This is a genomic window from Salipiger sp. ABF4_146, assembly GCF_056161345.1.
Genome location: NZ_JBSWYX010000025.1, coordinates 15,053 through 41,255 on the forward strand (window position 1 = coordinate 15,053; position 26,203 = coordinate 41,255).

At 63.8% G+C, this 26,203-nt stretch carries 26 protein-coding genes; 16 read left to right on the plus strand and 10 right to left on the minus strand.

From position 1 onward, the window contains the following. Positions 1–54 precede the first annotated feature (54 nt). Positions 55–1,068, plus strand: coding sequence for a LacI family DNA-binding transcriptional regulator (locus tag ACXAJT_RS23660; RefSeq protein WP_475240041.1), 1,014 nt, complete (start codon positions 55–57; stop codon positions 1,066–1,068). Between the two features lie 36 nt (positions 1,069–1,104). Here the strand turns inward: ACXAJT_RS23660 and ACXAJT_RS23665 are convergent, their stop codons facing one another. After that, the gene (locus tag ACXAJT_RS23665; protein ID WP_475240044.1) at positions 1,105–2,361 is read right to left on the minus strand and encodes a glycerate kinase type-2 family protein; all 1,257 of its coding nucleotides are present in this window, start codon (positions 2,359–2,361) and stop codon (positions 1,105–1,107) included. A 9-nt stretch (positions 2,362–2,370) separates the two neighbouring features. Then, a complete protein-coding gene (locus ACXAJT_RS23670) occupies positions 2,371–3,444 on the minus strand; it encodes a tartrate dehydrogenase (protein WP_475240047.1) in 1,074 nt (357 codons plus the stop codon). A 242-nt stretch (positions 3,445–3,686) separates the two neighbouring features. Here ACXAJT_RS23670 and ACXAJT_RS23675 point away from each other — a divergent pair, with 242 nt between their 5' ends. The 4 genes from ACXAJT_RS23675 (at position 3,687) to ACXAJT_RS23690 (ending at position 8,319) form a co-directional block, all read left to right on the plus strand. Next, a complete protein-coding gene (locus tag ACXAJT_RS23675) occupies positions 3,687–4,601 on the plus strand; it encodes a LysR family transcriptional regulator (protein WP_475240050.1) in 915 nt (304 codons plus the stop codon). 125 nt (positions 4,602–4,726) lie between these two features. After that, positions 4,727–5,701 carry a TAXI family TRAP transporter solute-binding subunit gene (locus tag ACXAJT_RS23680; RefSeq protein WP_475240053.1) on the plus strand — a complete coding sequence of 325 codons (975 nt, stop codon included), beginning with the start codon at positions 4,727–4,729 and terminating at the stop codon, positions 5,699–5,701. A gap of 82 nt (positions 5,702–5,783) precedes the next feature. Next, complete coding sequence (locus tag ACXAJT_RS23685) at positions 5,784–7,970, plus strand: TRAP transporter permease (protein WP_475240055.1); 2,187 nt, start codon at positions 5,784–5,786, stop codon at positions 7,968–7,970. Between the two features lie 166 nt (positions 7,971–8,136). Then, positions 8,137–8,319: a nuclear transport factor 2 family protein gene (locus ACXAJT_RS23690; protein WP_475240057.1), complete on the plus strand. Its 183-nt coding sequence runs from the start codon at positions 8,137–8,139 to the stop codon at positions 8,317–8,319. A 377-nt stretch (positions 8,320–8,696) separates the two neighbouring features. Here the strand turns inward: ACXAJT_RS23690 and ACXAJT_RS23695 are convergent, their stop codons facing one another. Beyond that, positions 8,697–9,074, minus strand: a complete 378-nt coding sequence (locus ACXAJT_RS23695) for a winged helix-turn-helix transcriptional regulator (protein ID WP_475240060.1) — start codon at positions 9,072–9,074, stop codon at positions 8,697–8,699. Positions 9,075–9,207: 133 nt separating this feature from the next. Here ACXAJT_RS23695 and ACXAJT_RS23700 point away from each other — a divergent pair, with 133 nt between their 5' ends. The 3 genes from ACXAJT_RS23700 (at position 9,208) to ACXAJT_RS23710 (ending at position 11,931) form a co-directional block, all read left to right on the plus strand. Next, positions 9,208–9,816 carry an NAD(P)H-dependent oxidoreductase gene (locus ACXAJT_RS23700; RefSeq protein ID WP_475240063.1) on the plus strand — a complete coding sequence of 203 codons (609 nt, stop codon included), beginning with the start codon at positions 9,208–9,210 and terminating at the stop codon, positions 9,814–9,816. After that, on the plus strand, positions 9,803–10,504 hold the full coding sequence (locus ACXAJT_RS23705) for a glutathione S-transferase family protein (protein WP_475240065.1): 702 nt from the start codon (positions 9,803–9,805) through the stop codon (positions 10,502–10,504). The genes ACXAJT_RS23700 and ACXAJT_RS23705 overlap by 14 nt, the downstream gene beginning before the upstream one ends. Positions 10,505–10,818: 314 nt before the next feature. Continuing rightward, a complete protein-coding gene (locus tag ACXAJT_RS23710) occupies positions 10,819–11,931 on the plus strand; it encodes a zinc-binding dehydrogenase (protein ID WP_475240067.1) in 1,113 nt (370 codons plus the stop codon). Positions 11,932–11,980: 49 nt separating this feature from the next. Here the strand turns inward: ACXAJT_RS23710 and ACXAJT_RS23715 are convergent, their stop codons facing one another. Further along, positions 11,981–12,661 carry a type 1 glutamine amidotransferase domain-containing protein gene (locus tag ACXAJT_RS23715; protein ID WP_475240070.1) on the minus strand — a complete coding sequence of 227 codons (681 nt, stop codon included), beginning with the start codon at positions 12,659–12,661 and terminating at the stop codon, positions 11,981–11,983. Positions 12,662–12,793: 132 nt separating this feature from the next. On the opposite strand from ACXAJT_RS23715, the gene ACXAJT_RS23720 reads away from it, so the two are divergent. After that, positions 12,794–13,702 (plus strand): LysR family transcriptional regulator, encoded by a 909-nt coding sequence (locus tag ACXAJT_RS23720; RefSeq protein WP_475240072.1) that lies wholly within the window; start codon positions 12,794–12,796, stop codon positions 13,700–13,702. A 226-nt stretch (positions 13,703–13,928) separates the two neighbouring features. On the opposite strand, the gene ACXAJT_RS23725 is transcribed toward ACXAJT_RS23720, so the two are convergent. Then, positions 13,929–14,408 carry an Lrp/AsnC family transcriptional regulator gene (locus tag ACXAJT_RS23725; protein WP_475240074.1) on the minus strand — a complete coding sequence of 160 codons (480 nt, stop codon included), beginning with the start codon at positions 14,406–14,408 and terminating at the stop codon, positions 13,929–13,931. A gap of 140 nt (positions 14,409–14,548) precedes the next feature. On the opposite strand from ACXAJT_RS23725, the gene ACXAJT_RS23730 reads away from it, so the two are divergent. Continuing rightward, positions 14,549–15,586, plus strand: a complete 1,038-nt coding sequence (locus tag ACXAJT_RS23730) for a zinc-dependent alcohol dehydrogenase family protein (RefSeq protein ID WP_475240077.1) — start codon at positions 14,549–14,551, stop codon at positions 15,584–15,586. A gap of 9 nt (positions 15,587–15,595) precedes the next feature. Here ACXAJT_RS23730 and ACXAJT_RS23735 read toward each other — a convergent pair whose 3' ends face one another. Beyond that, positions 15,596–16,477 carry a LysR family transcriptional regulator gene (locus ACXAJT_RS23735; protein ID WP_475240079.1) on the minus strand — a complete coding sequence of 294 codons (882 nt, stop codon included), beginning with the start codon at positions 16,475–16,477 and terminating at the stop codon, positions 15,596–15,598. A 108-nt stretch (positions 16,478–16,585) separates the two neighbouring features. Here ACXAJT_RS23735 and ACXAJT_RS23740 point away from each other — a divergent pair, with 108 nt between their 5' ends. Both ACXAJT_RS23740 and ACXAJT_RS23745 read left to right on the plus strand, forming a co-directional pair. Beyond that, a complete protein-coding gene (locus ACXAJT_RS23740) occupies positions 16,586–17,773 on the plus strand; it encodes an MFS transporter (RefSeq protein WP_475240082.1) in 1,188 nt (395 codons plus the stop codon). A 31-nt stretch (positions 17,774–17,804) separates the two neighbouring features. Further along, complete coding sequence (locus tag ACXAJT_RS23745) at positions 17,805–18,629, plus strand: aldo/keto reductase (RefSeq protein ID WP_475240085.1); 825 nt, start codon at positions 17,805–17,807, stop codon at positions 18,627–18,629. Positions 18,630–18,697: 68 nt separating this feature from the next. On the opposite strand, the gene ACXAJT_RS23750 is transcribed toward ACXAJT_RS23745, so the two are convergent. Then, positions 18,698–19,057, minus strand: a complete 360-nt coding sequence (locus ACXAJT_RS23750) for a winged helix-turn-helix transcriptional regulator (RefSeq protein WP_475240089.1) — start codon at positions 19,055–19,057, stop codon at positions 18,698–18,700. 171 nt (positions 19,058–19,228) lie between these two features. On the opposite strand from ACXAJT_RS23750, the gene ACXAJT_RS23755 reads away from it, so the two are divergent. From ACXAJT_RS23755 to ACXAJT_RS23765, 3 genes are all read left to right on the plus strand, one after another. Further along, positions 19,229–19,837 carry an NAD(P)H-dependent oxidoreductase gene (locus ACXAJT_RS23755; protein WP_475240091.1) on the plus strand — a complete coding sequence of 203 codons (609 nt, stop codon included), beginning with the start codon at positions 19,229–19,231 and terminating at the stop codon, positions 19,835–19,837. Positions 19,838–19,906: 69 nt separating this feature from the next. Next, positions 19,907–20,623, plus strand: a complete 717-nt coding sequence (locus ACXAJT_RS23760) for a glutathione S-transferase family protein (protein WP_475240094.1) — start codon at positions 19,907–19,909, stop codon at positions 20,621–20,623. A 64-nt stretch (positions 20,624–20,687) separates the two neighbouring features. Then, on the plus strand, positions 20,688–21,338 hold the full coding sequence (locus ACXAJT_RS23765) for a DsbA family oxidoreductase (RefSeq protein ID WP_475240096.1): 651 nt from the start codon (positions 20,688–20,690) through the stop codon (positions 21,336–21,338). 105 nt (positions 21,339–21,443) lie between these two features. On the opposite strand, the gene ACXAJT_RS23770 is transcribed toward ACXAJT_RS23765, so the two are convergent. Then, positions 21,444–21,707, minus strand: a complete 264-nt coding sequence (locus tag ACXAJT_RS23770) for a hypothetical protein (RefSeq protein ID WP_475240098.1) — start codon at positions 21,705–21,707, stop codon at positions 21,444–21,446. Between the two features lie 32 nt (positions 21,708–21,739). Here ACXAJT_RS23770 and ACXAJT_RS23775 point away from each other — a divergent pair, with 32 nt between their 5' ends. Further along, a complete protein-coding gene (locus ACXAJT_RS23775) occupies positions 21,740–22,852 on the plus strand; it encodes a zinc-binding dehydrogenase (RefSeq protein WP_475240101.1) in 1,113 nt (370 codons plus the stop codon). A 273-nt stretch (positions 22,853–23,125) separates the two neighbouring features. Here the strand turns inward: ACXAJT_RS23775 and ACXAJT_RS23780 are convergent, their stop codons facing one another. Beyond that, a complete protein-coding gene (locus tag ACXAJT_RS23780) occupies positions 23,126–23,869 on the minus strand; it encodes an SDR family NAD(P)-dependent oxidoreductase (RefSeq protein ID WP_475240103.1) in 744 nt (247 codons plus the stop codon). Positions 23,870–23,893: 24 nt separating this feature from the next. Further along, entirely contained in the window at positions 23,894–26,203 is a 2,310-nt protein-coding gene (locus tag ACXAJT_RS23785) for a DUF4962 domain-containing protein (RefSeq protein WP_475240107.1), read from the minus strand.

Here is a 26,203-nt window from a genome sequence, read left to right on the forward strand (position 1 = left end):
CTGCGATGGCGGCGCAGATTCTGCACTGCGGAAATCAACGTCGAGGGGAATCAGATGACGGCAAGCGAGGGTCGGGGCAACGTGACGGCCGATGACGTGGCTGTCGCCGCCGGCGTCTCGCGCTGGACCGTGAACAGGGCCTTCAAGAAGGAGGCCTCCATCTCGCCCGCCACCCGTGAGAAGGTCATGACCGCGGCCAGATCGCTGGGCTACATCCCCGATCTCAGGGCGGCGGCGCTCGCCTCGGCGCGCTCGAATCTCGTGGCGCTGCTGATCGACGATTTCTCCAACCCCCACAAACTCGTCATGCTCGAGCGGCTGACGCGGGCGCTGCGCGGGCGCGGCTGGGACACGCTGCTGGTCAACACGCTCGATCGCGACGACACCGCCCCGGCCCTGCTCAACGCCAGCCAGCGCCGGGTCGATGCCACGATCCTGATCGGGATCCAGTTCGACGACGACGTGCTCGATGCCGCCCACGGCGCGCGCCGCTTCAAGAAGCTGATCATCTTCGCGCGGACCTCGGAAAACCCCGACACCATCTCGATCGCGGTGGATGACGTTGCCGCGACTCGCGAGATTGCACGATATGTCACCGATCGTGGCTACCGCCGGCCGCTCTATGTCGCCGGCCCGCGCACCGTCTCGGCGCACCTGATGCGCAAGGAGACCTTCATCGAGTTTTGGCGCGGCCATTTCGGCGTCGAGCCCGAAAGCGTCACTGTCGAGGCTTATGACCCGATCCTGGCCGCCGCCTGCAGTCTCGAACTGCTCGAGAACCGGCCGCGCGCGGAGCATCCGGACATCATCGTCTGCGAAAACGATGCCCTCGCCCTCGGCGTCATCGACACCATCCGGCACCGGCTGAAGCTCCGGGTGCCGGAGGATATCGCAGTGATCGGCTTCGATGATGTGCCGCAGTGCGAAAGCCCGAACTATCGCCTGACGACCTATCGCCAGCCCCTGACCGAGATGGCAAACTATCTCGTCGACGTGCTCGAGAGCACCGAGCCCGGCAATCTCGACCGGACCTTCGAGGGCCAGCTGATCGTGCGCGAAAGCGCCTGACGCGAAGCAGGGCCATGATCGCGCCCGTCGCGCGGCTCACAGGATCAGTGTCGCGCGGAAGTCGTTGACGTTGGTGTGAGTGGGCCCGGTCTTGATCAAGGCGTCGCAGGACTCGAACAGACTGTAGCTGTCATGCGCGAAAAGCATCTGGCGCGGGTCGAGGCCCGCCGCCGTGGCCCGCGACAGAATATCCGGCCCGATCAGCGCACCGGCGGCATCCTCGGTCCCGTCGATGCCGTCCGTGTCGGCGGCAAGCGCGCTGATCCGTGGCGCGCCGTCGAGCGCCAGCGCAAGCGAGAGAAGGAATTCAGTATTTCGGCCTCCGCGTCCGGGGCGCTCCTGTCCGATCGTGACCGAGGCCTCTCCGCCCGAGAGCAGCACGGCGGGCGCAGCTGCGGGAGCTGCGTGCCGCCGGACGGACGCCGCGATGCCCGCCATGACCTTGCCAAGCTCCTGCGCATCCGCCTCGAGCGCGTCGCCAAGCAGCACCGGCGTGACACCTGCCGCCCGAGCGACCGCCGCCGCCGCCTCGAGCGAGAACTGCGGCGTGGCGACGAGCCGGACATCGGTCCCATAGTCAGGCGCGGGCGCCTCATCGGCGAGAAGCAGGGCCCTGGCCTCCGAAGGCAGCTCGGGACCAAGCCTTGCGACGACGCCGGACAGATCGACAGACCCGGCCAGTGCCGGAACAGTCGGGCCCGACGCGATCGCCGCCGGGTCATCACCGGGAATGTCGGAGATCGCCAGCGTTACCAGTCGGGCCGGCTGCGCAGCGAGGCCGAGTCCTCCGCCCTTGATCCGCGACAGCCGCCTGCGCACCCTGTTCATCTCTTCGATACCAAGTCCCGAGTTGAGCAGGAGCCGATTGACAACCCGCTTGTCGTCCAGCGTCAGCGGCGGCACGGGAAGCGGCATCAGCGCCGAGCCACCGCCGGAGATCAGCGCCAGCACCAGATCGTCGGGGCCGGCGGCCTGGGCCACGTCGAAGATCTCTTGCGCCGCCGAGAGCCCCGCCGCGTCCGGCACCGGATGCGCCGCCTCGCGCACCTTGATGCGCTCAGTCGGCACGCCGTGCCCGTAGCGCGTCACCACCACGCCCGAGAGGTTCACGTCCGGCCAGGCCTGCTCGACTGCCCGCGCCATCGCGGCCGCGGACTTGCCTGCGCCCACGACGAGACAGCGCCCGGCGGGCTTTTCGGGTAGATGACGAGCGAGCACGGTGGCGGGGTTCGCCGCACCGATGGCGCTTGCCAGCATCCGGTGCAGCAGCGCCTCTGCGTTGATCTCTGACACCGCGGGGCCTCAGAGATTCTCGCCGCGGATCGCCTCGCAGACCGCATCGGTGACCTGCTGCGTCGTCGCACTACCGCCGACATCCGGTGTCAGCACGCCATCGGCACAGACCTTTTCGACCGCGCGCATCAGCCGGTCTGCGGCGGCGCTTTCTCCGAGATGATCGAGCATCTGCGACGCGGTCCAGAAGGTGGCCACGGGGTTGGCGATGCCCTTGCCGGTGATGTCGAAGGCCGAGCCGTGGATCGGCTCGAACATCGACGGGCTGCGCCGCTCGGGGTCGATATTGCCGGTCGGCGCCACCCCCAGAGAGCCCGCCAGCGCGCCGGCGAGATCGGACAGAATGTCCGCGTGCAGGTTGGTTGCGACGATGGTGTCGAGCGAGGCCGGATCCTTGACCATGCGGACGGTCATCGCGTCGACCAGCATCTTGTCCCAGGTCACATCCGGAAAGTCGCGCGACACCTCGGCGGCGATCTCGTCCCACATCACCAGCCCATGCCGCTGCGCATTCGATTTGGTCACCACGGTCAGCAGCTTGCGCGGGCGGGACTGCGCGAGCCGAAACGCGTAGCGCATGATCCGTTCGACCGCGACGCGGGTAAAGATCGCCACTTCCGTGGCGACCTCTTCGGGTAGTCCGCGATGTGCTCGGCCACCCACCCCGGAATACTCGCCTTCGGAATTCTCGCGCACGATCACCCAATCGAGGTCTTTCGGCCCTACCCCGGCAAGCGGCGAGGTGATACCCGGCAGGATCTTGATCGGGCGAACATTGGCGTATTGATCGAAGCCCTGGCAGATCGGCAACCGCAGCCCCCAAAGCGTGATGTGATCGGGCACGTCGGGGGCCCCGACCGCTCCGAAGAAGATCGCGTCGAACGCCTTAATCTGGTCGCGGCCGTCGTCGGGCATCAGAGCGCCGGTCTTGCGGTATCGCTCCGAGCCCCAGTCAAATTCGGTGACCTCCAGCGTAAAGCTCCCGTCCCTGCGGGCCAGAGCCTCGAGGGCCTGAAGCCCGGCGGCGATGACTTCGGGTCCGATGCCATCGGCCGGAATGGCGGCGATCTTGTAGGTTTTCATGCGTGACGTTCCTGTTCTCCAACCCTGCCGCGCGGCGTCTGACGTGCGTGCAGCTCTGCCGGAAAAACTATTTCTCCGGAACGGAGCCAAACAAGGCGCAGATCTTTGTATACGTATTTGATTTAATCGAGCGGGTGGGCGTTCTTTCTGAAATCAACAGGAAGGTCTTGCCACCCGCCGGACATTATATCATTTCCGTATGCAAAGATCACAAATAGTTGGGTGACGGGGAGGCTGCGGATATGGAATTGCTACAACTCAAATGCTATCTCGCCGTGGCGGAGGAGCTGCATTTCGGCCGTGCCGCGCGACGGCTCGACATGCTGCCCGCGTCGCTGGGCCGCAAGATCACTCAGCTTGAGGAGCGGCTTGACACGCGGCTATTCCAGCGCACGACACGGTCGGTCGCCCTGACCGAGGCGGGGTCGACGCTGCTGGAGGATGCGCGGTCCCTCGTGGAACAAATCGAGGCTTTCGAAGGCAGGGTCCGGGAGATCCGGGAGCCGGAGACCGCGGTGCTGCGCGTCGGCGCTATCGACAGCGCCGCCGCCGGGCTAATGCCGCAGCTCCTGCAGATCCTGCGCCGTGAGGCGCCCCGGATCGACGTCCAGATCATCGAACAGAAGACCATCCGCCTGCTGCCGAAACTGCTCAGCGGCGGGCTCGATATCGCTTTCTGCCGCCCACCAGACGTGCGCGATCCAAGACTCCAGTTTCGCACACTTTTCTTCGAGACAGCCGTCGTCGCCCTGCCCGAGTCCCATCCGCTCGCCGGGCGGGGCAGCATTGCGATCCGCGACCTTGCGGACGAACCGCTGATCGTGCCCGACCGACGCTCGCGACCGCATTCGCACGACCTCACCATCAAGCAGTTTCTCGACGCGGGGCTGACGGCGCGCATCGCGCAGGTCGCAGACGAAAAGCAGACCATCGTCAACCTTGTCGCCGCCGGTACCGGCCTCGCCATCGTCCCGCGCTGGACCTCGCGGCTTCAGGTTCCGGGTGTCTCCTTCGTGCCGCTCGACCTGCCGGACGGAACAACGCGCTCCAAGCTCATCCTCGCGGCGGCGTGGACGCGCGGCACCCGAGACCAGATGCGCGACACTTTTCTGGAGATCCTCGAGCGTCACCTTCCTGCGCTCGAAGCTACCGCGTGATTGATGCAAAATATAATATAATCTTCGGCGGATTGGGCTTCGCCGCTGCTGAAGTCATGGTCGTCTCATTGGACCCGCGCTGACCGTCTGGTCATGTGCAGCGTTCGACAGGAGGAGGAAAAACTATGAAATTCAGCACATTCGCTGCCGCGGCGATTTGCGCCGCGCTTGCCGGACCGGCAATCGCCCAGGATCGCGAGGGCTGGCCCAACAGCATCACCATCGGCACTGGCTCTCAGGGCGGAACCTATTTCGGCTACGGCTCGGGCTTCGGAGCAATGATCTCGGAGGCGCTCGACATCAACGCTGGTGCAGAGATCACCGGCGGTCCTGTGCAAAACGTCACCCTCGTCGAAACCGGCGAGCACCAGCTTGGCTTCGTGACCCTTGGCCCGGCAGACGAGGCACGGAAGGGCGAAAGCCCGCTGATGCCGGGTGTTCCGCATGAGAAGGTGCGAGCGCTGTTCCCGATGTACCAGACTCCGCTGCAGGCCGCGGTTCTGGCGAGCTCCGATATCGAGGGCTTTGGCGATCTGTCTGGCAAGCGCGTCGGCGTCGGTCCCGCCGGCGGCACGTCGGCGACCTACTGGACCCGGTTCTTCGAGAATGCCGAGGGGTTCGACGGCATCAAGACCTCGAACGCGGGTGGCTCGGACACCGCGGGCCAACTCAAGGACGGTCTGATCGACGCCTTCGTCTATGCCGCCGGTCTGCCAACGGGCGCCTATGCGCAGCTCGCGGTCGAAAACGACGTGCGGTTCCTCTCGATGGACGAAGACACGCTTGCGAAGATGATGGACATCGTGCCCGCCATGGCGCCGTTCACCATTCCTGCCGGCACCTACGAGGATCAGCCCGAGGACCTGCAGACTGTGTCGCTGTGGAACTTTGCCATCACGAACGAGGCGATGCCGGAGAGCCTCGCCTACGAGATCACCAGGCTTGCCATGGAAAACCATGATCGCATGGTGACAAATCATGCTGCCGCAAAGGAGACGTTGCCCGAAAACGTCCTGAAGAACCAGGTGATCCCCTTCCATCCGGGGGCGGTGAAGTGGTTCGAGGAGAACGGCTTCGAGATCCCCGCAGAGCTCAAGTAACGGCCTCACGAGCAGTCGCACGGGTGGGGCCGTCAGGCGCCGCCCGTGTCGTATCAGCCCGAAAGATGAAAGAGCGACACGCATGTCCCACGCCCAGGATACCGCGCCCGACGATCATAGCGGCTCGTTGATCGAACAGGAAACCGCCCGCGCCAATGTCGATGAGGAACCGCTGTCCGCCAACCAGCGCGACTTTGATGGCGCACGCCACCGGATCGTCGCCACACTCTGCGTCGCCTATACGGTGTTCCACCTGCTGGTGATGAACGTCTATCCGCTCGAGACGTGGACCTACCGGCTGAGCCATGTCGGCGGCGGTCTGATCCTTGGCTACCTGCTGTATGGCGCTCGGGTCTTCGACGGTCGCGAGGCAAAACGGACCGGCGCCTCCACGGCCGTGCTCGCGCTTTCCGCGGGGGGCGTCCTTTACGGCTTCGCGGGGATTCTCGCGATCTGGATCAACGGGCGCGTGCTGGGCGAGATGCAGCCGCCCGCCTGGGCCATGTCGAGCTTTGGCCTGCCCCTCGCGCTGGGAACCGCGCTTGCCATCGTGCATGGCTGGGTCTTCGGCAACGAGTCCCGCACGCGCTTTGCCCCCGGCGACGTGCTGCTTGCCATCGCGGCGCTGAGCGCGACCGCCTATTTCATCTTCTTTGCCCGTCAGCTTCAGCTGAGGGCCGGGATGCCCATGGCTCTGCCAGGCGACATGTGGGCCGCGATCACCGGGGTGATGCTCATCATCGAGTTGACGCGCCGCCTTGCCGGGCTTGCGCTGGTCATCATCGCGGGCGTCTTCGTCGCCTACGCCTTTCTCGGGCCATGGCTGCCGGGGATCTTCCAGCATCGCGGCTACGACGCGAAGCGCTTCTTTTCCTACATCTTCACTGACAACGGCATCCTCGCGGCGCCAATCGCCATTTCGTCGACCTACATCATCCTCTTCGTGGTCTTTGCCGCCTTCCTCCAGACGACCCGCGTGGGGGAGTATTTCGTCAATCTCGCCTTCGCAGCCGCCGGACACAAGCGCGGCGGCCCCGCCAAGGTGGCGATCTTCGCCTCGGGCCTGATGGGAATGATCAACGGCACCTCTGCCGGCAACGTCGTGGCGACCGGGTCGCTGACCATCCCGATGATGAAGAAGGTCGGATACAAGCCGCAGACCTCAGCCGCGGTCGAAGCCGCCGCCTCGACCGGGGGCCAGATCATGCCGCCGATCATGGGGGCCGGTGCCTTCATTATGGCCGAAATCACCGGTATCGCCTACATGGAGATCGTCTACGCCGCGATCATCCCCGCGATCATCTACTTCGTATCGGTTTTCTTCATGGTCGATCTCGCCGCCCAGAAGGCGAACATGAAGGGCCTTCCGCGCGAGGTGCTGCCAAAACTCGACGTGCTGCTCAGGCAGGTCTACCTGTTCTCGCCGATCCTCGTGCTGATCGGCGCGCTTTTCGCCGGCTACTCGGTGATACGCTGCGGCACCCTCGCCATGCTCACCGCCGCGGTCGTGTCGTGGCTGACACCGCACGCGATGGGCCCCCGGCGCCTGTTCCACGCCCTCGAGAACGGCGCGCGGATGGTGCTCCAGCTTGTTGCGGTCTGCGCGACCGCCGGGATCATCGTCGGGGTCATCGCCCTGACCGGAATCGGCTCGCGCTTTTCGACCGTGCTGCTGGCACTGGCCGATCAGAGCCAGATCCTTGCGCTGTTCTTCGCGATGGTGGTGTCGATCATCCTCGGCATGGGAATGCCCACGACCGCCGCCTATGCGGTTGCTGCCAGCGTCATCGCACCCGGCGTCATCAACCTCGGGGTCGAACCGCTCGTCGCGCATCTTTTCATCTTCTACTTTGCGGTGATGTCAGCGATCACCCCGCCGGTGGCCCTCGCCGCCTACGCAGGGAGTGCGCTCGCCGGGTCCGACCCAATCCGCACCAGCGTCGAGAGCTTCCGCATTGGGCTCGCCGCCTTTGTCGTGCCCTACATGTTTTTCTTTTCGCCAGCGATGCTGCTTGATGGCAGCTGGATCGACATCGCCCATGTGGCCGTGACCGCGGTGGCCGGAGTTTATCTGCTGTCATGCGCCGTGCAGGGGTGGTTTCTCGGACACGCCGGTGCGCTGATCCGGATCGCCCTCGCCGCCGCCGGTCTGACGATGATCGCTGGCGGCTGGCTGACCGATGCGATCGGTCTCGGGGTGGCGGTGCTGGCCGTCCTGTTCCAGCGGCATCTGGTCAACGCAAGCGACTTCGCGCACGGGCCCGATTGAGACCGCTCGGTTCCCCTCCTCTGGAGGGGCCCTGCCGTGCCAAGTGTGGCCCGAGCGCGGCTGGGCCCGAGCGCTCAGACGGTCTGTTCCAGCCAGTCGAGAAACACCGCGAACCGGCGAAGGCCCGAGCTGCGGGTGAGATAGAGCGCCGGGCAGGCGCGTCGAGGTGAAACGCGCCTTTGCCGAGGACAGTCACGTGATCCTGCACTGTCATCAGATTTGGCCTGGCGGGCTGGAATACGCAGGCATCGACATCTTCCGTTTCGACGAGAATGGCAAGATCGTCGAGCATTGGGACGTGCTTCAAGAGCTGCCCAAGACCAGCGCAAACGGCAATAGCCTTTTCTGAACACAGCCGAATGCGGTGAATCTTTCCGAGCGCACGCTTGTGACGGCGGACTCTCTGCTCGGCGAATACGATGGCAGCAATCGCGAGGTCCCCGGTGGACGATGACTGGCGCCAATGGAAAGCGATTTCTCCAACGCAACGCAGCCGCGCCAGAGACCGAATTCATCTCTTCAATTAAGCTTTTGAGCCATGCAAGCACGATGTCTGCATTCATGCCTTCCAACCGGACTTCGAGCTTGGCTGCGGGCCACTTCGAAGGGTAAAGGCCTTCTGCGGATAAGGTCGAATTACGTTTTTTTCATCCAGTTAATCGATCTAGCCTAGAGCTTTCGTGCGGCGTCGGAGGTCCGGACTGGGCCAGTTGCGCGATGTGGAGGCTATTGGTGTTCAGCGGCGAAGGTCCCTGGAAGGCCCTCGCTCCACTTGCGAAGCTCATCCAGGAAACCCAAGGCTGTCCGACCGAAATCGGTAATCTCGTAAACCACGGAGATCGGGGCGGTGTCGCAGACTTCGCGCCTGACTAAGCCCTGGTCTTCGAGTTGCCGCAAGCGTTCCGTGATCATCTTCTTTGATGCGCCGCCGATCATCCGGGCGAGGTCGTTGAACCGGACCGGCCCGTCCTTTACGTGCCAGAGGATCGAGCCAGTCCATTTTCCTCCGATGATCCGCATCCCACGCTCGATGGCGCAGGGTTCGGTGCAGGCATTCGTCGCACTCCGTCGGCCTGCGGCGTCTATTTCGATCTTTGCATCCATCTGTCTGCGCTCCGCTGATCCGCGCCGGTCTAGGTTACCAAAAGTATACTGGTTGCTTTTGCATTCCGCCACGTTCATCTCATTCAGTACGCCGCGAAAGTCAAGCGGGCGCAGCAACAACGGAAGAGACCAGATGAGCAAAATCCATATCCTGAACGGCGCGCAGCCTTACGAATTTGCCCCCGGTAAACTCAACGAAACGCTCGCGGAGCGCGCCAAGACAACATTTGAGGCGCAGGGGCACGAGGTCCGCCTGACCACGGTCGCGGCCGGTTACGACGTGCAGGACGAGGTGGACCATCACCTCTGGGCGGACATTGTCCTCCTGCAATTTCCGGTGAACTGGATGGGCGTGCCGTGGTCGTTCAAGAAATACATGGATGAGGTCTACACGGTCGGCATGGGCGGGCAGCTCAGCAATGGCGATGGTCGCAGCGCCGCCGCACCGAAAGCGAACTACGGGATGGGCGGCAAGCTGGCAGGCACGCGTTACATGATCTCGGCCACGCTGAACGCCCCGGCCGAAGCCTTCGACGACCCGGCAGAGCCATTTTTCGAGGGCATGTCGCTCGAGGATCTTCTGCGTCCGGTCCATCTGAATGCCAAATTCTTCGGCATGAGGCCGCTTCCGACCTTCGGGGCCTTCGACGTGATGAAAAACCCCGACGTGGCCACCGACCTCGCCCGTTTCGACGCCCATCTTGCCATGACATTCGAGGAGCTTAGCAATGACGCGGCCTGATATTGTCCTCTATACCGCCAATACTATGAACGGCTGGAAGCCGCTGATCTTCCTGCATGAGGCACAGATCGACTACGAACTGGTGCCGATCGATTTTGGCAAGAAAGAGCAGAAGGCTCCGGATTACCTGCGCCTGAACCCCAACGGCCGCATCCCGACCATTGTTGATCGGGGCGCCGATGATTTCGCAGTGTTCGAGAGCGGCGCAATCCTGTGGTATCTCGCCGAGAAATACGACCGGTTCCTCAGCCACGATCCCAATGAGCGCTCGGAGACGCTGCAATGGCTGATGTTTCAGATGGGTGGGATCGGCCCGATGATGGGTCAGGCGATGTTTTTCCAGCGGATCGCCAAGCCGAATGGGGACGAGGTGCCCTATGCCATCAACCGCTACGTTGCCGAAAGCCGCCGCCTGCTCGAAGTGCTGGACACGCGGCTTGCCGGGCGCGAGTGGCTGGTCGGGGATGCGATGTCCATCGCGGATATTGCGACGTACCCTTGGGCGCGCAGCTACTTCTGGGCCACTGTAAGCGTCGACGGATTGCCGCACCTGCAGGCGTGGTTCGACCGCATCGACGCCATGCCGCGGGTCCAGGAAGCTCTGCAACTGCCGGAGCCGCGACCGTCGGCCTTCGGTAAGGGCGACACGGATGCTGCGGCCTTGGAAAACGCAGCCAGGTTCCGCTGAACCAATGACGCGCTGGGTCTGGGAATGGTCTCGTCAGCGCGTCACATCCTCTCGAAAAGTATTGGCTAGCGGCTATGTCCGCTTGAAGGTGCTGCGATGCGGCACATGAGCTGCATTTAGAGGTCGAGATTGGGCCGGGAGCGGCGGGCGCGGCTGCCAGCCATGTCTACGGCTCGCTACAGCTCCGCAAGCCCGCTCCGAGCTCTTTCCAGTCGCGCCGACTACCTATCATGTGTCGGATGCAGAATTTTTTGCATGTGCCGACATCGGCGCTACATCCACGTCACCCGACGAAGCGCGAAGCAGGCGCCTGCATGGCCACCACCGGAAAACAGCTGTTCACCACACTCGAGGCCGACGGCACACTGACCGTCGCGCTTGAAGACGTTTCATTTGCCGACCCCACCCACAACCAGGTGCTGGTGCGGATGGAAGCCGCGCCGATCAATCCCTCGGACCTAGCCATTCTCGTCGGCGGCGCCGACATGGAGAACGCGGATTACACGCAGGGCAAGTTCGTGGCCCGGGTGCCCGATGCGGCAAATGCCGCATCGAAGGCCCGTCACGGTTTGAAATTGCCCGCTGGTAACGAAGGCGCAGGCACGGTGATCGCCGCTGGCGACAGTGATGCTGCGCAGGCGCTGATGGGGCAGCGCGTCTCCTGCGTCCCGGGCAACGCTTACAGCCAGTATTGCCTCTCCGACGCGGACATGTGCCTCCCGCTGGGCGCGCATTCCGCCGAAGAAGGCGCCAGCGCCTTCGTCAATCCGATGACCGCCCTCGGCTTTGTGGAGACCGCCAGGGCCGACGGACAGAACGCCATCTTGCACACTGTCGGGGCCTCGAACCTCGGCCAGATGCTGACGCGCATCTGCGCAGAGGATGGCATCGGGCTGGTGAACATCGTGCGAAAGAGCGATCAGGTGGAGCTGCTGAAAGGGCTTGGCTCCGAGCATGTGGTCAACTCTTCCGAAGACGATTTCATGGACAAGCTGACCGACGCAATTCGTGCGACAGGCGCCTTTTACGGCTTCGATCCCGTGGGGGGCGGCACGCTGGTCGATACCGCATTCCGCGCGATGGAGCAGGTCGCAAGGGATCAGATGCCCGAGTACTCGCGCTATGGATCGAACCAGCCGAAACGCATGTTCATCTACGGTCGCCTCGACACTAGCCCCACCGTGCTGACCCCCAGCTACGGGTTCGGCTGGACCTTATCTGGCTGGCTTCTGTTCCCATTCCTGCAGTCGATTGGGCAGGAGACCATGGGCCGGATGCGAAAGCGCGTACGTGACAACCTCACCAGCACCTTTGCCAGCAGCTACAAGTCGCGGGTCACGCTAGAGGAAATGCTGACCAAGGACGCCGTGCTGGACTACCGCGCCATGCGCACGGGCGAGAAATACCTCGTCACGCCCTGGGGCTGACCCGCAGGGCAGAGAGGCGCCGCCCGTCGCCGGGCGGCGCCACATAAGGTTACAGAAGCTCGAGGACCTTCTTCGCCGCCGCCTCCGACGAAGCCGGGTTCTGCCCCGTCACCAGCCGGCCATCGGCCACGGCATGAGGTTGCCAGTCGCCAACGTTCTCGAAGTCAGCCCCGAGCTCGCGCAGCTTGGTTTCCAGCAGGAACGGCACTGCCTCGACCAGCCCCACGGCCTCTTCCTCGCTGTCCGTGAAGGCAGTGACCTTGCGGCCCTTCACGATTGGATCGCCATTCGCATCCACGACCTTGGCAAAGGCCGCCGGGCCATGACAGACCGAGGCGACGACCTTGCCGCTGTCCCAGGCCTTGCCAATGGCCTTGGCTGCAAGCGCGCTTTCTGTGAGGTCGAACATCGCGCCATGGCCGCCCGGTATGTAAAGCGCATCATAAGCGGTGACGTCCTCGTCCTCGAGGCGGCCGGGGCTCGACAGCAGCGCCGTTGCCTCCGCATCTGCGCGGAACCTGGTGACCGAGGCCGGGGCCTCCTCACCCGTCACGTCGGAATTCGGGTCAATCGGAACAGATTTGCCGCCAAGCGTCACCAGCGTGACCTCGTGGCCCGCGTCGAGGAACGCGTAATACGGGCTCGCCAGCTCTTCGTACCAAACGCCGGTGGGGTTGCCGGTATCGCCAAGGACATCGGCCGCAGTGGACAGGATCAGAATACGTGCCATTTTCAGGTCTCCTTGCATTGTCTCGGAACGTCCCGCGAGGGTCACTGCAGGAACGTCTCCGGACTGATATAGGACGAATTCCCAGATCGAGAAATTGATGCGCAGCATGTCAGATATCGGTAAGCTGGACACATGAGCCCGGAGATATCTCTTCTTCGCGTCTTCCACGCCGTGATGGAAGAACGCAATGTCACCGCTGCGGCGCGGCGCCTCGGCCAGTCGCAAAGCACTGTCAGTGGGGCGCTTGCGCGGCTGCGCGTCGCCTTGGGGGATGAGCTTTTCCTGCGCGCCAGATACGGCGTCGAGCCGACCGAGAAGGCGTTGCAGATCGCGCCGGACGTCGCGGCCGGGCTGGACCGGCTCGAACGGGCGTTCCGTGCCGCCGAGCCTTTCGATCCGGCTCAAAGCACGCGGCGCTTCCGGCTGTTGCTGGGTCCCTACGCGGAGGTTGTGCTCGCCCCGCCTCTGGCCGCAGCCTTCGCGCTCCACGCTCCCAAGGCACAGCTCGAGATCGCCCCGATCGGACCGGACTTGGATCCGCGCACCCTTGCCGGGCAAAGCTTCGATCTCGCCATCGGACGGTTCGCCCCTCCACCGGAGGACCTGGTGGTCTCGGAGCTGTTCAATGATGGATTCCGCTGCATCGTAGCCCACGAGGCTTTGGCAGACGGCGCGACCCTGGATCGCGACCTATATGAGCGGCTACCGCATGTGGTCGTGGCGCCGCCCGGAAAATGGCGCACCGGGTTACACAAGCTGACCGCCGACACAGGCCTACGCCGCAACACCGCGGTGATCGTCTCGCATTTCCTTACAGCAGCCCCTACCGTCGCCCGCATCGGAGGCATCGCCACTGTCCCTGCGCGCATCGCAGCCCTAATCGCCGAACCTCACGGGCTTCGGGACATGCCGGTCCCACTGAACCTGGGAACATTCCCGACCCAGGTCGCCTGGCACCCACATGACCGGAGCGACGCACGCCACATCTGGCTTCGAGAGCTTCTGAACGCCATTTCAGTCATGGAAGAGAAAGGGTTCTGAGAAGCGTAAGGGGCAAGCGATTAGCAGCCACCTGCGCGTTGCCGCTTTCGACCCGGGACGGAGTATGGCTTGGGTCGGAAGCGGGGGCGTTGAGCATCCATTCAAGGAAAATGTCCCAAATATGCCGCGCCTGCAGCTTATCCTATGCGCACGGCGGGAATAACCGCTGAGGCCTGCTGCTCAGGAGAAAGTCTGCTTTTTGGTATTCGTCGGCACAGCGGGTCTTTCAAGCGCCAACAGCTGAGGTGACCGGCAGCCTGCTCGACGCCTTCATTTCTTTCAGCGACAGGTTGGAACGGATGCTGGTCACCCCGGGAAGCCGCCGTAGCGTGCTGTCGACAAACACGCTGTAGTCGTCGAGATCCTTCGCCACCACAATCAGTAGAAAATCGTCCGCGCCAGTGGTGTTGTGGCACGCGAGGATGTTGGGTGTCGTTTGGACGAGACGCTGGAACTCGGCGGTGGCGACTTGGTCATGCTCGGAACAGCGCAGCTGCACGAAGGCCATGACACCGAGGCCGAGTTTGCGGCGATTCAGGTTCGCCTGGTAGCCTTCGATAATGCCGTCTTCCTCGAGCCGTTTCAGCCGGCGCCAGCAAGGAGTTTCGCTCATGCCGAGGCTTTCGGCGAGCTTGGCGTTGGTCATGCGGCCGTCGTCCTGCAACAGGTTCAGAAGCGCGGCGTTTACACCGTCGATCTCGGGCATGGGCTGGATTCCTTCAAAATGCTTCCCCCTGATAGAGGATACTGCCTCAAATATCTCCAAATAGGGGAAGAATGGCAAAGTTATTTCGAAAGTGTGGGGCTATCCTCCCGCGAGTTCGCCCTCAATCGAAAGACCCTGCCATGAAAGCCGTCCTTTTCGAGAAGTTCCAAGAAGCCCTCAAGCTGACCACCGTTGCCGACCCGAGCCCCGAACCGCATGGTGTCGTGCTCAAGGTTGCCGCTACAGGTGTCTGCCGGAGCGACTGGCACGGCTGGATGGGGCACGACAGTGACATCGATTTGCCGCATGTGCCGGGCCACGAGTTGGCCGGTGTGGTTGAAGCCGTGGGTAAGGACGTGAAGAACTGGAAGGTCGGCGATAAGGTCACCGTGCCCTTCATTTGCGGCTGCGGCAGTTGCTCGGAATGTCACTCCGGCAACCAGCAGGTGTGTCTGGCCCAAGAACAGCCGGGCTTTACCCATTGGGGGTCTTTTGCGGAGTACGTGCCAATCCATCAGGCAGACCTGAACCTTGTTGCGCTCCCCGAGACGATGGACTTTGCCACCGCCGCCAGCCTAGGCTGCCGCTTTGCCACCTCGTTCCGGGCGGTGGTCGACCAGGGCAAAGTCAGCGCCGGCCAATGGGTCGCGGTGCATGGCTGCGGCGGCGTCGGCTTGTCGGCTGTGATGATCGCCGCGGCAGCGGGCGCGAATGTGATCGGCGTCGATCTCGACCCGGCCAAGCTTGCCATGGCCCAGAAGCTCGGCGCAGTGGCGGTCATCGACGGGCGCGAGGCCGACGTGCCCGCCGCCATCCAGGAAATCACAAAAGGCGGCGCGCATGTCTCGCTCGACGCACTGGGGCACCCGGCAACCATGACCAACTCGATCCTCTGTCTCAAGCCGCGCGGCAAGCACGTGCAGGTGGGGCTGATGCTGGGGGACCATGCTGCCCCCGCGATCCCGATGCCGAAAATCGTCGGTCAGGAAATCGAGCTGCTCGGCTCCCATGGAATGCAGGCACACCGCTACGGCGCGATGCTGGACATGGTGGCGAGTGGACGGCTCGACCCGTCGCGGTTGATGGGCAAGCGGATCAGCCTTGCCGAGGCCCCGCAGGAACTTATGGAAATGGACAAATTTCAGTCCGTCGGCGCTACCGTCATCACCCGGTTCTGAGCTCGGGCCTCACAGTATCCCACCGACCCAATCCAAAAAGACAGCAAGTCGGCGCAGACCGGCTGTTGGCGTGAGGTAGAGCGCGGTGATATCGAGGGGCGCGGCTTCCAACTCGCCGGCGAACAATTCGACAAGGCGGCCGGCATGGATATCGTCAGCCACCATGAAGTCGGAGAACCGCGCGATGCCGAGGCTTCCGAGAACAAGCCGGCGGGCCGCTTCGCCATTGCCCGCAACCACCGAGGTCGGCAGCGAAAGCGGCTCGGGCATCCCCTTGAATCGCAGGGTGTTGATATGCTCGGGCGCTGCAAAGCGCACTTGCTCTAGCGCCTTCAGGTCCTGCGGCGACGAAGGCCACCCCATGCGGTCAAGATATTCCGGGGCGGCTACAAGTTTCCACGGCGTGCGCCCGAGTTTGCGGTGCAGCATGTCGCTGTCCGGAAGCGGGCCGAAGCGGATCGCAACATCGGCATGCGACCCGATCAGATTGACAAGGCTGTCGGTCATGTCGAGCGTCAGCTGCACCTCGGGATAGGCCGCGCGGAACTCGGCCAGACGCGGGGCGAGGATGTGCAGCACGAAGGGCACGGGCGCGTTGATCCGGAGCGGCCCGCGCGGGCGACGGCTGCCGGCGGCGAGGTCGGTCAACGCCTCGGTCCGGGCCAAGATACCTCGCGCAGCATCCAGCAAATCGCGGCCCTCAGGCGTCAATTCGATTGACCGCGTTGTCCGGCGCAGCAACGTCAGGCCAAGCAAGTCCTCAAGCCTCGCCACCGTTCGGCTGAGGGTCGACGGAGCCACGCCCAGGTGCCGTCCCGCTTCGGCAAAGCCGCCATCCTCGACCACCGCGACAAAGGCCGCGAGATCGCGGGTCTGAGGTAATTCGTGCATTCTTCGCAAAGATCCTTTCCGAAATCTTCCGTTCACGCAAAGGCTAATCGCTGCCATCTCCTGCGTCGACCCGAAACGCTCCAGACACATTGAAAGGAGACCTCTCCCATGCCCCTCGCCCTCTGGGCGCTTACCATCAGCGCCTTTGCCGTCGGTACAACCGAGTTCGTGATCGTCGGCCTGATTCCGACCATCGCCACGGACCTCGGAGTCTCGCTGCCCTCAGCTGGCCTGCTGGTCAGCGTCTACGCGCTCGGCGTGACCATCGGCGCGCCGGTGCTCACCGCGCTTGCTAGTCGCGTGCCGCGCAAGACGCTGCTGCTGGCGCTTCTGGTGCTGTTCATCGCCGGCAATGCCTTCGCCGCCGTGGCACCGGGCTATAACAGCCTGATCGCGGCGCGCTTTCTGACCGGCCTCGCTCATGGCGTGTTCTTCGCCATCGCCTCGACCATCGCCACCGACCTTGTCAGCCGCGACAAGGAAAGCTCGGCCATCGCGATGGTCTTTCTCGGCCTGACCGTGGCGCTGGTGACGGGCGTACCGCTCGGCACATGGATCGGCCAGAGCTTTGGCTGGCAGTCGACCTTCCTCGGCGTCGTGGCGCTCGGGCTGGTCGGGCTGGTGGCATCGGCCCTGCTGGTGCCCGCGACCCTGCGTCAGCGCAAGGCGGCCGGTCTGCGCGCGCAGGCCCGCGTGCTGACCGAGCCCCGGCTGCTGTTGGTTTATCTGATCACCGCCGTGGGCTATGGTGGCAATTTCATCGCCTTCACCTACCTTGCCCCGATGCTCACCGAGGTGACCGGGCTCGGTACCGGCGCGGTGTCGCTGGTGATCCTGCTCTACGGCGCCTCGGTCGCGGTGGGCAACATCGTCGGCGGCAAGCTGGCCGACCGCATGGGCGCGATCCCGGCGCTGACGATGATCTTCGTCGGGCTCTCGGCGGTGCTTCTGGCGCTTGGTCTCGTGCTGACCTCGCCGCTCGCCACCATCGCGGCGATCGCGATCTGGGGCGGCTTTGCCTTCGCCAATGTGCCGCCGCTGCAGGTCTACACGGTGCAGATCGCCCGCGAGGTCGCCCCCGACGCCGTCGATGTGGCCTCCGGCCTCAACATCGGCGCCTTCAACCTCGGCATTGCGCTCGGGGCCTGGGTCGGTGGCGTGAGTGTCGACACGCTCGGCCTCGCCGCCGCCCCCTATCTTGGCGCCGCCGTCGTGGCGGGCGGCATCGGCCTCACCCGGCTGTCCGGCCGGCTCGACCGTCGCGCCGGGGCCATCCGCCCTGTCGCTGCAGAATAACTCCCACACCTTCAAGACAAGGACTCTCCCCATGACCCTCCACAAGATTGGCCCCGCCGCCATCCCGAGCCTCGGCCTCGGCACCTTCAAGATGAACGCCGGCGAGGCGCGCGAGATCACCAAGGCGGCGCTTGCCGAGGGCTATCGCCACATCGACACCGCGCAGGCCTACGAGAACGAGGCCGAGGTCGGCGAGGGCATCCGCGCCGCCGACACCCCGCGCGACCGGATCTTCCTGACCACCAAGATCCTGCCCCGAGACTTCGCCGCGGAGGATTTTCGCAAGGCCGCCGAGGCCAGCCTGCGCGCGCTTGGCACCGATTACGTCGACATGCTCCTGCTGCACTGGCCTTCGCAGGAGGTGCCGCTCTCCGAGACCCTGCCCGTGCTCGACCGGCTCATCGAGGAGGGCAAGGTGCGTTTTGGCGGGGTGTCGAACTTCACGATCCCTATGCTGAAGGAGACGCAGGAGATTTTGCAGGCGCCGCTCGCCACGAACCAGGTCGAGCTGCATCCGTTCATCGACCAGACAGCGCTGCGAGGATACATGGCGGGCAAGGGCATCCCGCTCGAGGCCTATGCCCCGCTGGCACAGGGCAAGGTGATGCAGGATCCGGTGATGATCGAGATTGCCGAGGCCCATGGCACAAGTCCGGCAGCCATCGCCGTCGCCTGGCTGCTGCACAAGCCCGGGGTCATCGCGCTGCCGAAAACCGCCAAGGCCTCGCGGCTGGCGAGCAATCTCGCGGCGGCGGAGATCCGGCTCAGCAACGAGGAAATCGCGCGCATCGGCGGCCTCGCCGGGCCCGACGGCCGGCTGGTCTCGCCGGAGAGCCTTGCGCCGCAGTGGGACTGACGGCTCCGGAGCCCCGCCCTCAGGGCGAGGCTCCCACCCGGCCCCGGCACCGGAAAGCCGCGCTACGCCTACCCTGCCTCGACCGCCTCGCTCCACTTGCGCAGCTCATCGAGCACACCGAGCGCGCTGCGCCCGAACGCGGTGAGCTCGTAGGTCACCGTGACCGGCGCGGTGTCGCGAATGGTGCGGGTCACCAGCACCTGCGCCTCGAGCTGGCGCAGGCGCTCGGTGATCATCTTTTTCGACGCTCCGCCGATCATCCGCGCCAGATCGTTAAAGCGTACCGGCGCGTCCTTCAGGTGCCACAGGATTGACCCGGTCCACTTGCCGCCGATGATCCGCATCCCGCGCTCGATGGCGCAGGGCTCGAGGCAGGCATCCCGCACCACGCGACGGCCCTGCCCGTCATCTTCCACTCTCGCCTTCATCTGTCACTCCCCTCTGCCGCGCGCGCCGGGCTCCGTCCAGAAGACCGACTGAATAAGGTTACCAAAAGTATACTGGTTGATTTCATTCACTTGATCACTCAATTTCTTCCCCACGGCCGCCGCCGTCAAGGGCGGAGCTTCGATATCATGCCAATCAACGGAGCCGACAGCATGAGCAAGATCCTGATCCTCAATGGGGCACAGCCCTATAACTTTGCCCCGGGCAAGCTGAACGCCACCCTGACCGAGCGCGCGAAAGACTGGCTCACGCAGCAGGGTCACGAGGTCCGAGTCACCACTGTCGCCGAAGGCTATGACCCCGAGGCCGAAGTCGAGAGCCACGTCTGGGCGGATGTGGTGATCCTGCAATTCCCGGTGAACTGGATGGGCGCGCCTTGGTCGTTCAAGAGATACATGGACGAGGTCTACACCGCAGGCATGGACGGGCGGCTTTGCGCCGGTGACGGCCGGACCGCAGACGCGCCCAAGGCGAATTACGGCATGGGCGGCAGCCTCACGAGCACGCACTACATGCTGTCGACCACGTTCTATGCCCCGGCTGAGGCCTTCGACGACCCGACCGAGCCGTTCTTCGAGGGGCTCTCGATGGACGACCTCCTGCGCCCTCTGCACCTGAACGCGAAGTTCTTTGGCATGTCGCCCCTTCCCTCCTTCGGCGCTTTCGACGTGATGAAGAATGCCGAGATCGACGCGGATCTCGCGCGCTTCGACCGACACCTCGCCTCTGTCTTTGCGCCCGGCAACGCAGCCGCCGCCTGACCGTGTCCCTCGGCACCCGGCACGATGATCCGCCGGGCGCCATTCCGCGCACCCAAGGGAGCCAAAACAATGACAAAGCCCGACATCCACCTCTACACCGCCGCCACCATGAATGGATACAAGCCGGTGATCTTCCTCGAGGAAGCCGGCGTGCCCTACGATCTGACGCTGATCGATTTTGGCAAGCAGGAGCAGAAGGCCCCGGCCTATTTGGCGCTCAACCCCAACGGCAAGATCCCCACCATCGAGGATCGCGCCGAGGATCGCGCGATCTTCGAGAGCGGTGCCATCCTCTGGCACCTGGCGGAGAAATACGGCCAGTTCCTGCCCGCGGGGGCTGTCGAGCGCTCCGAGGTGATGCAATGGCTGTTCTTCCAGGTCGGACATATCGGCCCGATGATGGGACAAGCGATGTATTTCCAGCGCATCGCCGCGCCCAACGGCCACGAGGAGCCGTTCTCGATCAAGCGCTACCGCGACGAGACCCGCCGCCTGCTCGAGGTGCTCGACGCCCGCCTCACTGGGCGCGACTGGCTGGCAGCGGACCAGTACAGCATCGCCGACATGGCGGTGTACCCCTGGGCGCGGGCCTACCCATGGGCGCGGGTCGGGATCGAGGGTCTGCCGCATCTCAAGGCGTGGTTTGATCGCATCGACGCTCGCCCGGCGGTGCAGCGGGCGCTCACCATCCCCAAGCCGCAGCCGCAGTTCTGGGACGCCGAGGCCGGTGACGCCGCGTTCGCCGCCGAGAACGCTGCGCGCTTCGCTCATGACGCAAAGGGCTGACGGCGATCCCACCGCAGGCTAGGCTTTCCCCCTCAGCGCCGCCGCGCAACACAGGAACAGATCCATGACTAACCCCTCCCCGATCCGCGTCGATATCGTCTCCGACGTGGTTTGCCCGTGGTGCGTGATCGGCTATCGCCAGCTGGCCCGCGCCACCGAGGCGACAGGCATCCCGCTCGACCTGCATTGGCACCCGTTCGAGCTGAACCCCGAAATGCCCCCCGAGGGTGAGAACCTGCGCGCCCATCTTGCGGCGAAATACGGCACCACGCCCGAGGCCTCGCGCCAGGCTCGCGACCGGCTGACGGAGCTTGGCGCCAGCCTTGGCTTCACCTTCGATTATGCCGACGACATGCGTATGGTGAACACCTTCAAGGCACATCAGCTCATCGAGTGGGCCGGCGAGAGCGGACAGGCCCACGCTGCGAGCCTCGCGCTGATGGAGGCGTTCTTCACTCGGCGTGAGGATCTCAACGACACCGAGGTTCTGGCGAGGGTCGCTGCCTCGCTCGGCCTGTCGCCCGTCGACGCCCGCGCCATGCTCGAAAGCGGCGCCAAGGCGGCGCTGGTGCGGGAAAAGGAGCGGTTCTGGACCTCGCGCGGCGTCTCCGGTGTGCCAACGATGATCTTTGCCCGGCGTCACGCGGTGAGCGGCGCGCAGGGCGAGGCCAATTACGCCCGCATTCTCCAACATCTCTCGCAGCAGGCCGCATGACCGAGCTCCACCGCGAAGAGACCGAGACCAAGGGCCACTACTAGACCGTGGTCGACGGCCACGAGGCTGAGATGACCTATTCCCGCGCCGGTGCGGCGCAGATCATCATCGACCATACCGGCCGCGCGACCTCGCGCGTGAACATGGCGCTGCGGCGCGCGGCGCGTTGTCGTGCTGCTGCAATGTCCGCTGTTCTGATATTCGGCGCCCGCGCTGCTCAACCTGCTGCAGCGCCGGGAACACCTCGGCCCAAGCCATGGGGATCGGATCGAGCCCCCAGGCCTTGAAGGTCTCGGTGGCGATGTTGTTCTTCGATGCGCGGATCCTGAAGCTTCGTTTTGGATGTGTCGGCTTTGGCCCTACATCCACATCACCCGATGAAACGCGAAGGAGGCTCCTGCATGGCCACCACCGGAAAACAGCTCTTCACTACGCTCGAGGCCGACGGCACACTGACCGTCGCGCTCGAGGACGTGGCATTTGACGAACCCACCCACAATCAGGTGCTGGTGAGAATGGAGGCCGCGCCGATCAACCCCTCGGACCTTGCCATTCTTGTCGGCGGCGCTGACATGGAAAACGCAGACTACTCGCCGGGCAAGTTCGTGGCCCAGATGCCCGAGGCTGCAAATACCGCATCAAAAGCCCGGCACGGATTGAAACTGCCCGCTGGCAATGAAGGCGCCGGCACGGTCATCGCCGCTGGCGACAGTGAAGCTGCGCAGGCGCTAATGGGGCAGCGCGTTTCCTGCGTCCCGGGCAACGCCTACAGCCAATACTGCCTCGCCGACGCGGACATGTGTCTCCCGCTCGGCGAGCATTCCGCAGAAGAGGGCGCCAGCGCCTTTGTCAATCCGATGACCGCGCTCGGCTTTGTGGAGACTGCCAGGGCCGATGGTCAGGACGCAATCCTGCACACCGTTGGCGCCTCAAACCTCGGCCAAATGCTGACGCGCATTTGCGCAGAGGACGGCGTCGGGCTGGTGAACATCGTGCGAAAGAGCGATCAGGCAGAGCTGCTGAAGGGGATTGGCGCCGAGCATGTGGTCAACTCCTACGAGGACGACTTCATGGACCGTCTGGCCGACGCCATTCGTGCCACGGGTGCCTTTTACGGCTTCGATCCCGTAGGGGGCGGCACGATGGTTGATAAGGCATTCCGGGCGATGGAGCGCGTCGCAAGCGAGCAGATGGCCGAGTATTCACGCTACGGATCGAACCAACAGAAACGCATGTTCATCTACGGCCGCCTCGACACCAACCCCACTGTCCTGACTCCCAGCTATGGGTTCGGCTGGACGCTGTCGGGCTGGCTGCTATTCCCGTTCCTACAGGCGGTCGGGCGCGAAACCATGGGCCGGATGCGTCAGCGCGTGCGTGACAATCTGACCAGCACCTTTGCGAGCAGTTACAAGTCGCGGGTCACGCTTGAGGAAATGCTGACCAAGGACGCCGTGCTGGACTACCGCGCTATGCGCACGGGCGAGAAATACCTCGTCACGCCTTGGGGCTGACCCACAGGGCAGAGAGGCGCCGCTCGTCGCCGGGCGGCGCCACATAAGGTTACAGAAGCTCGAGGACCTCCTTCGCCGCCGCCTCCGACGAAGCCGGATTCTGCCCGGTCACCAGTCGGCCACTGCGCTAACTCTTCACCGAAGGCGCGATAACTTTTCCACTTCGTCCGCGAAAGCAGATCCGGGGTGAGAGTCCGCCAAAAATGATCGGAGCATCCGATCCTGCACTTTGGCAGCTCATTTGCCCTGCCGGAAGACGGCAGGGCAAGGGGTTTAGCTAAACAGGACGCCGCCGTTGATATCGACGTTGACGCCGGTCATGAACGCACTTTCGTCCGAAGCGAGGAACGCGACCGCGTTGGCCACGTCATCCGGCGTCCCCTGGCGCTTGACAGGTGCCGCAGCTTCGTAGCCGCGACGCGCCTGATCCGGGGTGAAGATGTTGTGGAAGTCAGTGTCGATCATTCCAGGGCACAGCGCGTTGACACGGATGTCCGGGCCCAGTTCCTTGGCCAAGCCACGAGTCAGTGTCATAACGGCACCTTTGGATGTGGCATAGGCCGCGGCCCCTGCCCCACCGCCGTCGCGCGCGGCCTGGCTGGCGACGTTGATGATGGCGCCTTTCTCCATGTGCGCCAGAGCCGCTTTAGTCATCATGAAAACGCTGGTCAGGTTGAGGTCCATGACCTTGTTCCAATGCTCGAGATCCATCTCTTTGATCGTTTTGCGCGCCACCAGCCCGCCGGAATTGTTCACCAGAACGTGTAGCCCGCCGAAGGTGTCGACCGTGGTTTGAACGAGCTTGTCGACTTGAGCGGGGTCCATCAGATCGCCCTGAACGGCGATCGCATTGCCGCCTGCGGCCTTGATATGCGCGACGACCTTTTCCGCCCCCTCGGCAGAGGCGTAGTAGTTGATTGCGACATTGGCGCCCTCTGCCGCGAGCTTGATGGCGCAGGCCGCGCCGATATCCCGCCCGCCGCCGGTCACGATGGCGGTTTGTCCTTTGAAACGCATGAGTTTTCCTTTTCAGTTCATGTTTCAGCTGTTGGCGAGCTTTTTCATCACCACCTTGAAGGTGTGCTCGCTCTGATCGGTGAAATAGAGATCGGCGTCGTAGCCCTGGTCGTCCATGAAGTTGAACACGCGCTTCGGCGCATCCAGCCGGTATGGCACCAGCAACGTCGCAATGCGGTGGCGCGTGGCCGCCGGGTAGTGCGCCGTCAAATAGGTAGAGACGTGCAGCCCTTCGTAATCCTTGGGGTCAACGTCGGGGAAGTCCGTAGTCTGGGTGATGTCCGGTTTGCCGGACTCGGACCAGACGACCTGCCCGTAGAAGCCCGCCCGCTCACCCGCGTTTCGGAACGAGGTCTTACCCAATTCAAAGCGGTTGTTGGCGTGTAGCAGCCATTGCAAGGTCACCGGTTCTGATGCGTCCACCTTGTCGACGATCACGAAGTAAGAGTTGCGGACAAAGTAAATTTCGCGCTCGGCAAGTGTAACTTCCGGCGAGAGGCTCTGGTAGGCAGCGGTTGCATCGCCCGCGATATAGATGTGGTCCTCGCGCTCTTCGGCGGCCAAGATGCGACCCGTCGCTGCCATGGCGCGCGTCTTGTCCTTGCCATCGTACTGACCTTTTCCATTGATCAGGATCGCGTTCTTCGAGCGGGTCTGGCGACGCCACTGCCGGTGCATGGTCGAATTGAACGCGACGTAGTAGCCGGATTGGATGGCCAGATCCTCGCCATAAGCCGCAAGGCAGAAGGCGTTCTGGTCGCCATGACTGTGGCTGATCGACCCATAGGGAGAGGACTTAAACACAAACTGAATGTGCTCGTCTGGGTTGGCCATCTCATGCTGAACGCCGACCCAGCCAATGCCCTTGAAGTGCCGCAGGCCTCCTTCGGGAGGGACCGCCTCGATCTCGGGATAGTCGGTGCGAAACGCGAGCTCGTCGAAATTCGTGTCCCACCATCCCCAATTGTAGAAGGCCCCTTCGGTTCCGGGGTTCAGACGCAGGTTTTCTTCGCAATACCATTGGAAGGCGCCATTTCCGGTGACACCCCCAAGCTGGCGCAGGTTCAGGCCGGTCTTTATGCAAGGCAGGTCGCCTTGGGTCGAGTCGTCACCAAAAGTGGCGCGGCGGGTGTTCGGGGCTTTGCAGAACAGCGGAAAATCCCCGGTGTTGCGCAAGAACGGACGTTTGTAGAGATCAATGCCGGTGAAGGACTTCAGCCGATTGGCGGCGTCGATCAGGTAGCCCACCCCCATCATCCAATAGTTGGTGCCCTCTGCCCAACCACCTTCGGCATCGCCCCAAGGGGAATAGACCGTTGACAGAAAGTCGATGCAGTAGTTCAGCCAGCGTCGCGCTTCGTCATCCTCGTCCTCGCCCAGCAAGGCAATACAGGCCGGAACCAGCGTCAAAGAGACCGAGCGCACCGCGTGACTGTCGTACGGAAAAACGTGAATCTTGGCGTTTAGCATCGCATGTTCAGCGATATCTCGGGTGCGGGCCAGAAGCGCCGCTCGCACCGTGGCGCGTTCGTCGTCGGAAAGGTCCGCGTGCAGCCAATCGTAGCCCCAAGCTAAGGCATTGGTCACGCGATAAGCCCATTCGTCAGTATAGGCGCGAGAGGTTACGCCCATCGGGTCCCAACTGGCGACCTCCAACAGTTGCGCCTTGGCCTTGCCGGTCATCTCCGCGTTGCCTGTGACGGCACCGCCGATGGCGAGGTGTCGGATTCGGTACCAGACTTCCTGCAGGTCGATATACGTCTGACGCCATACAGGTGCGACGCGCTGATGGTTCGGATAGCCCGCAGGTTCGGTCATCACCTCTCGGTCCATCCACGGCAGGACGGATTTCTCGTAGAAAACATCCCAGCCGCAGTGGCCCGGGTCGGTCTTCAATGCCTTGCGAAATTCCGCCAACCGATCGCTGCTCAACCATAGCCGTGGGTGGGTCATGTCGCTGTTCGCGTAGCGATCCGCCGCCAAAGGCAGCGGAGTTTCAGGCAGTCCTTCGGGAATTGTGAAACTACGCGCCTCAGACCAGGGCGTCAGAGCGGCGCCGCTCTCGTCGCAAACCGCATACGCCCACTGGTAACTCCCCGGCTGCAGCGGGGCGTCAGGCGTGAACATATTCCAGTGGATCGGACCATACTCCCGGCTTTCGCCACCGTCTGCCGGCATGATCCGCAGCGCATATAGCGCCTCGTCCTCGACCACGGGCAGCCAAGTGAACCGCGGCGGATTCTCGGTGATCTCGGTCTCCGGGACCGGCGCGTATTGGATCATCAGGCGACCGGCGCGCGGTTCGTCGAGCGTGGGAAGGGCTGTACCGTGCAT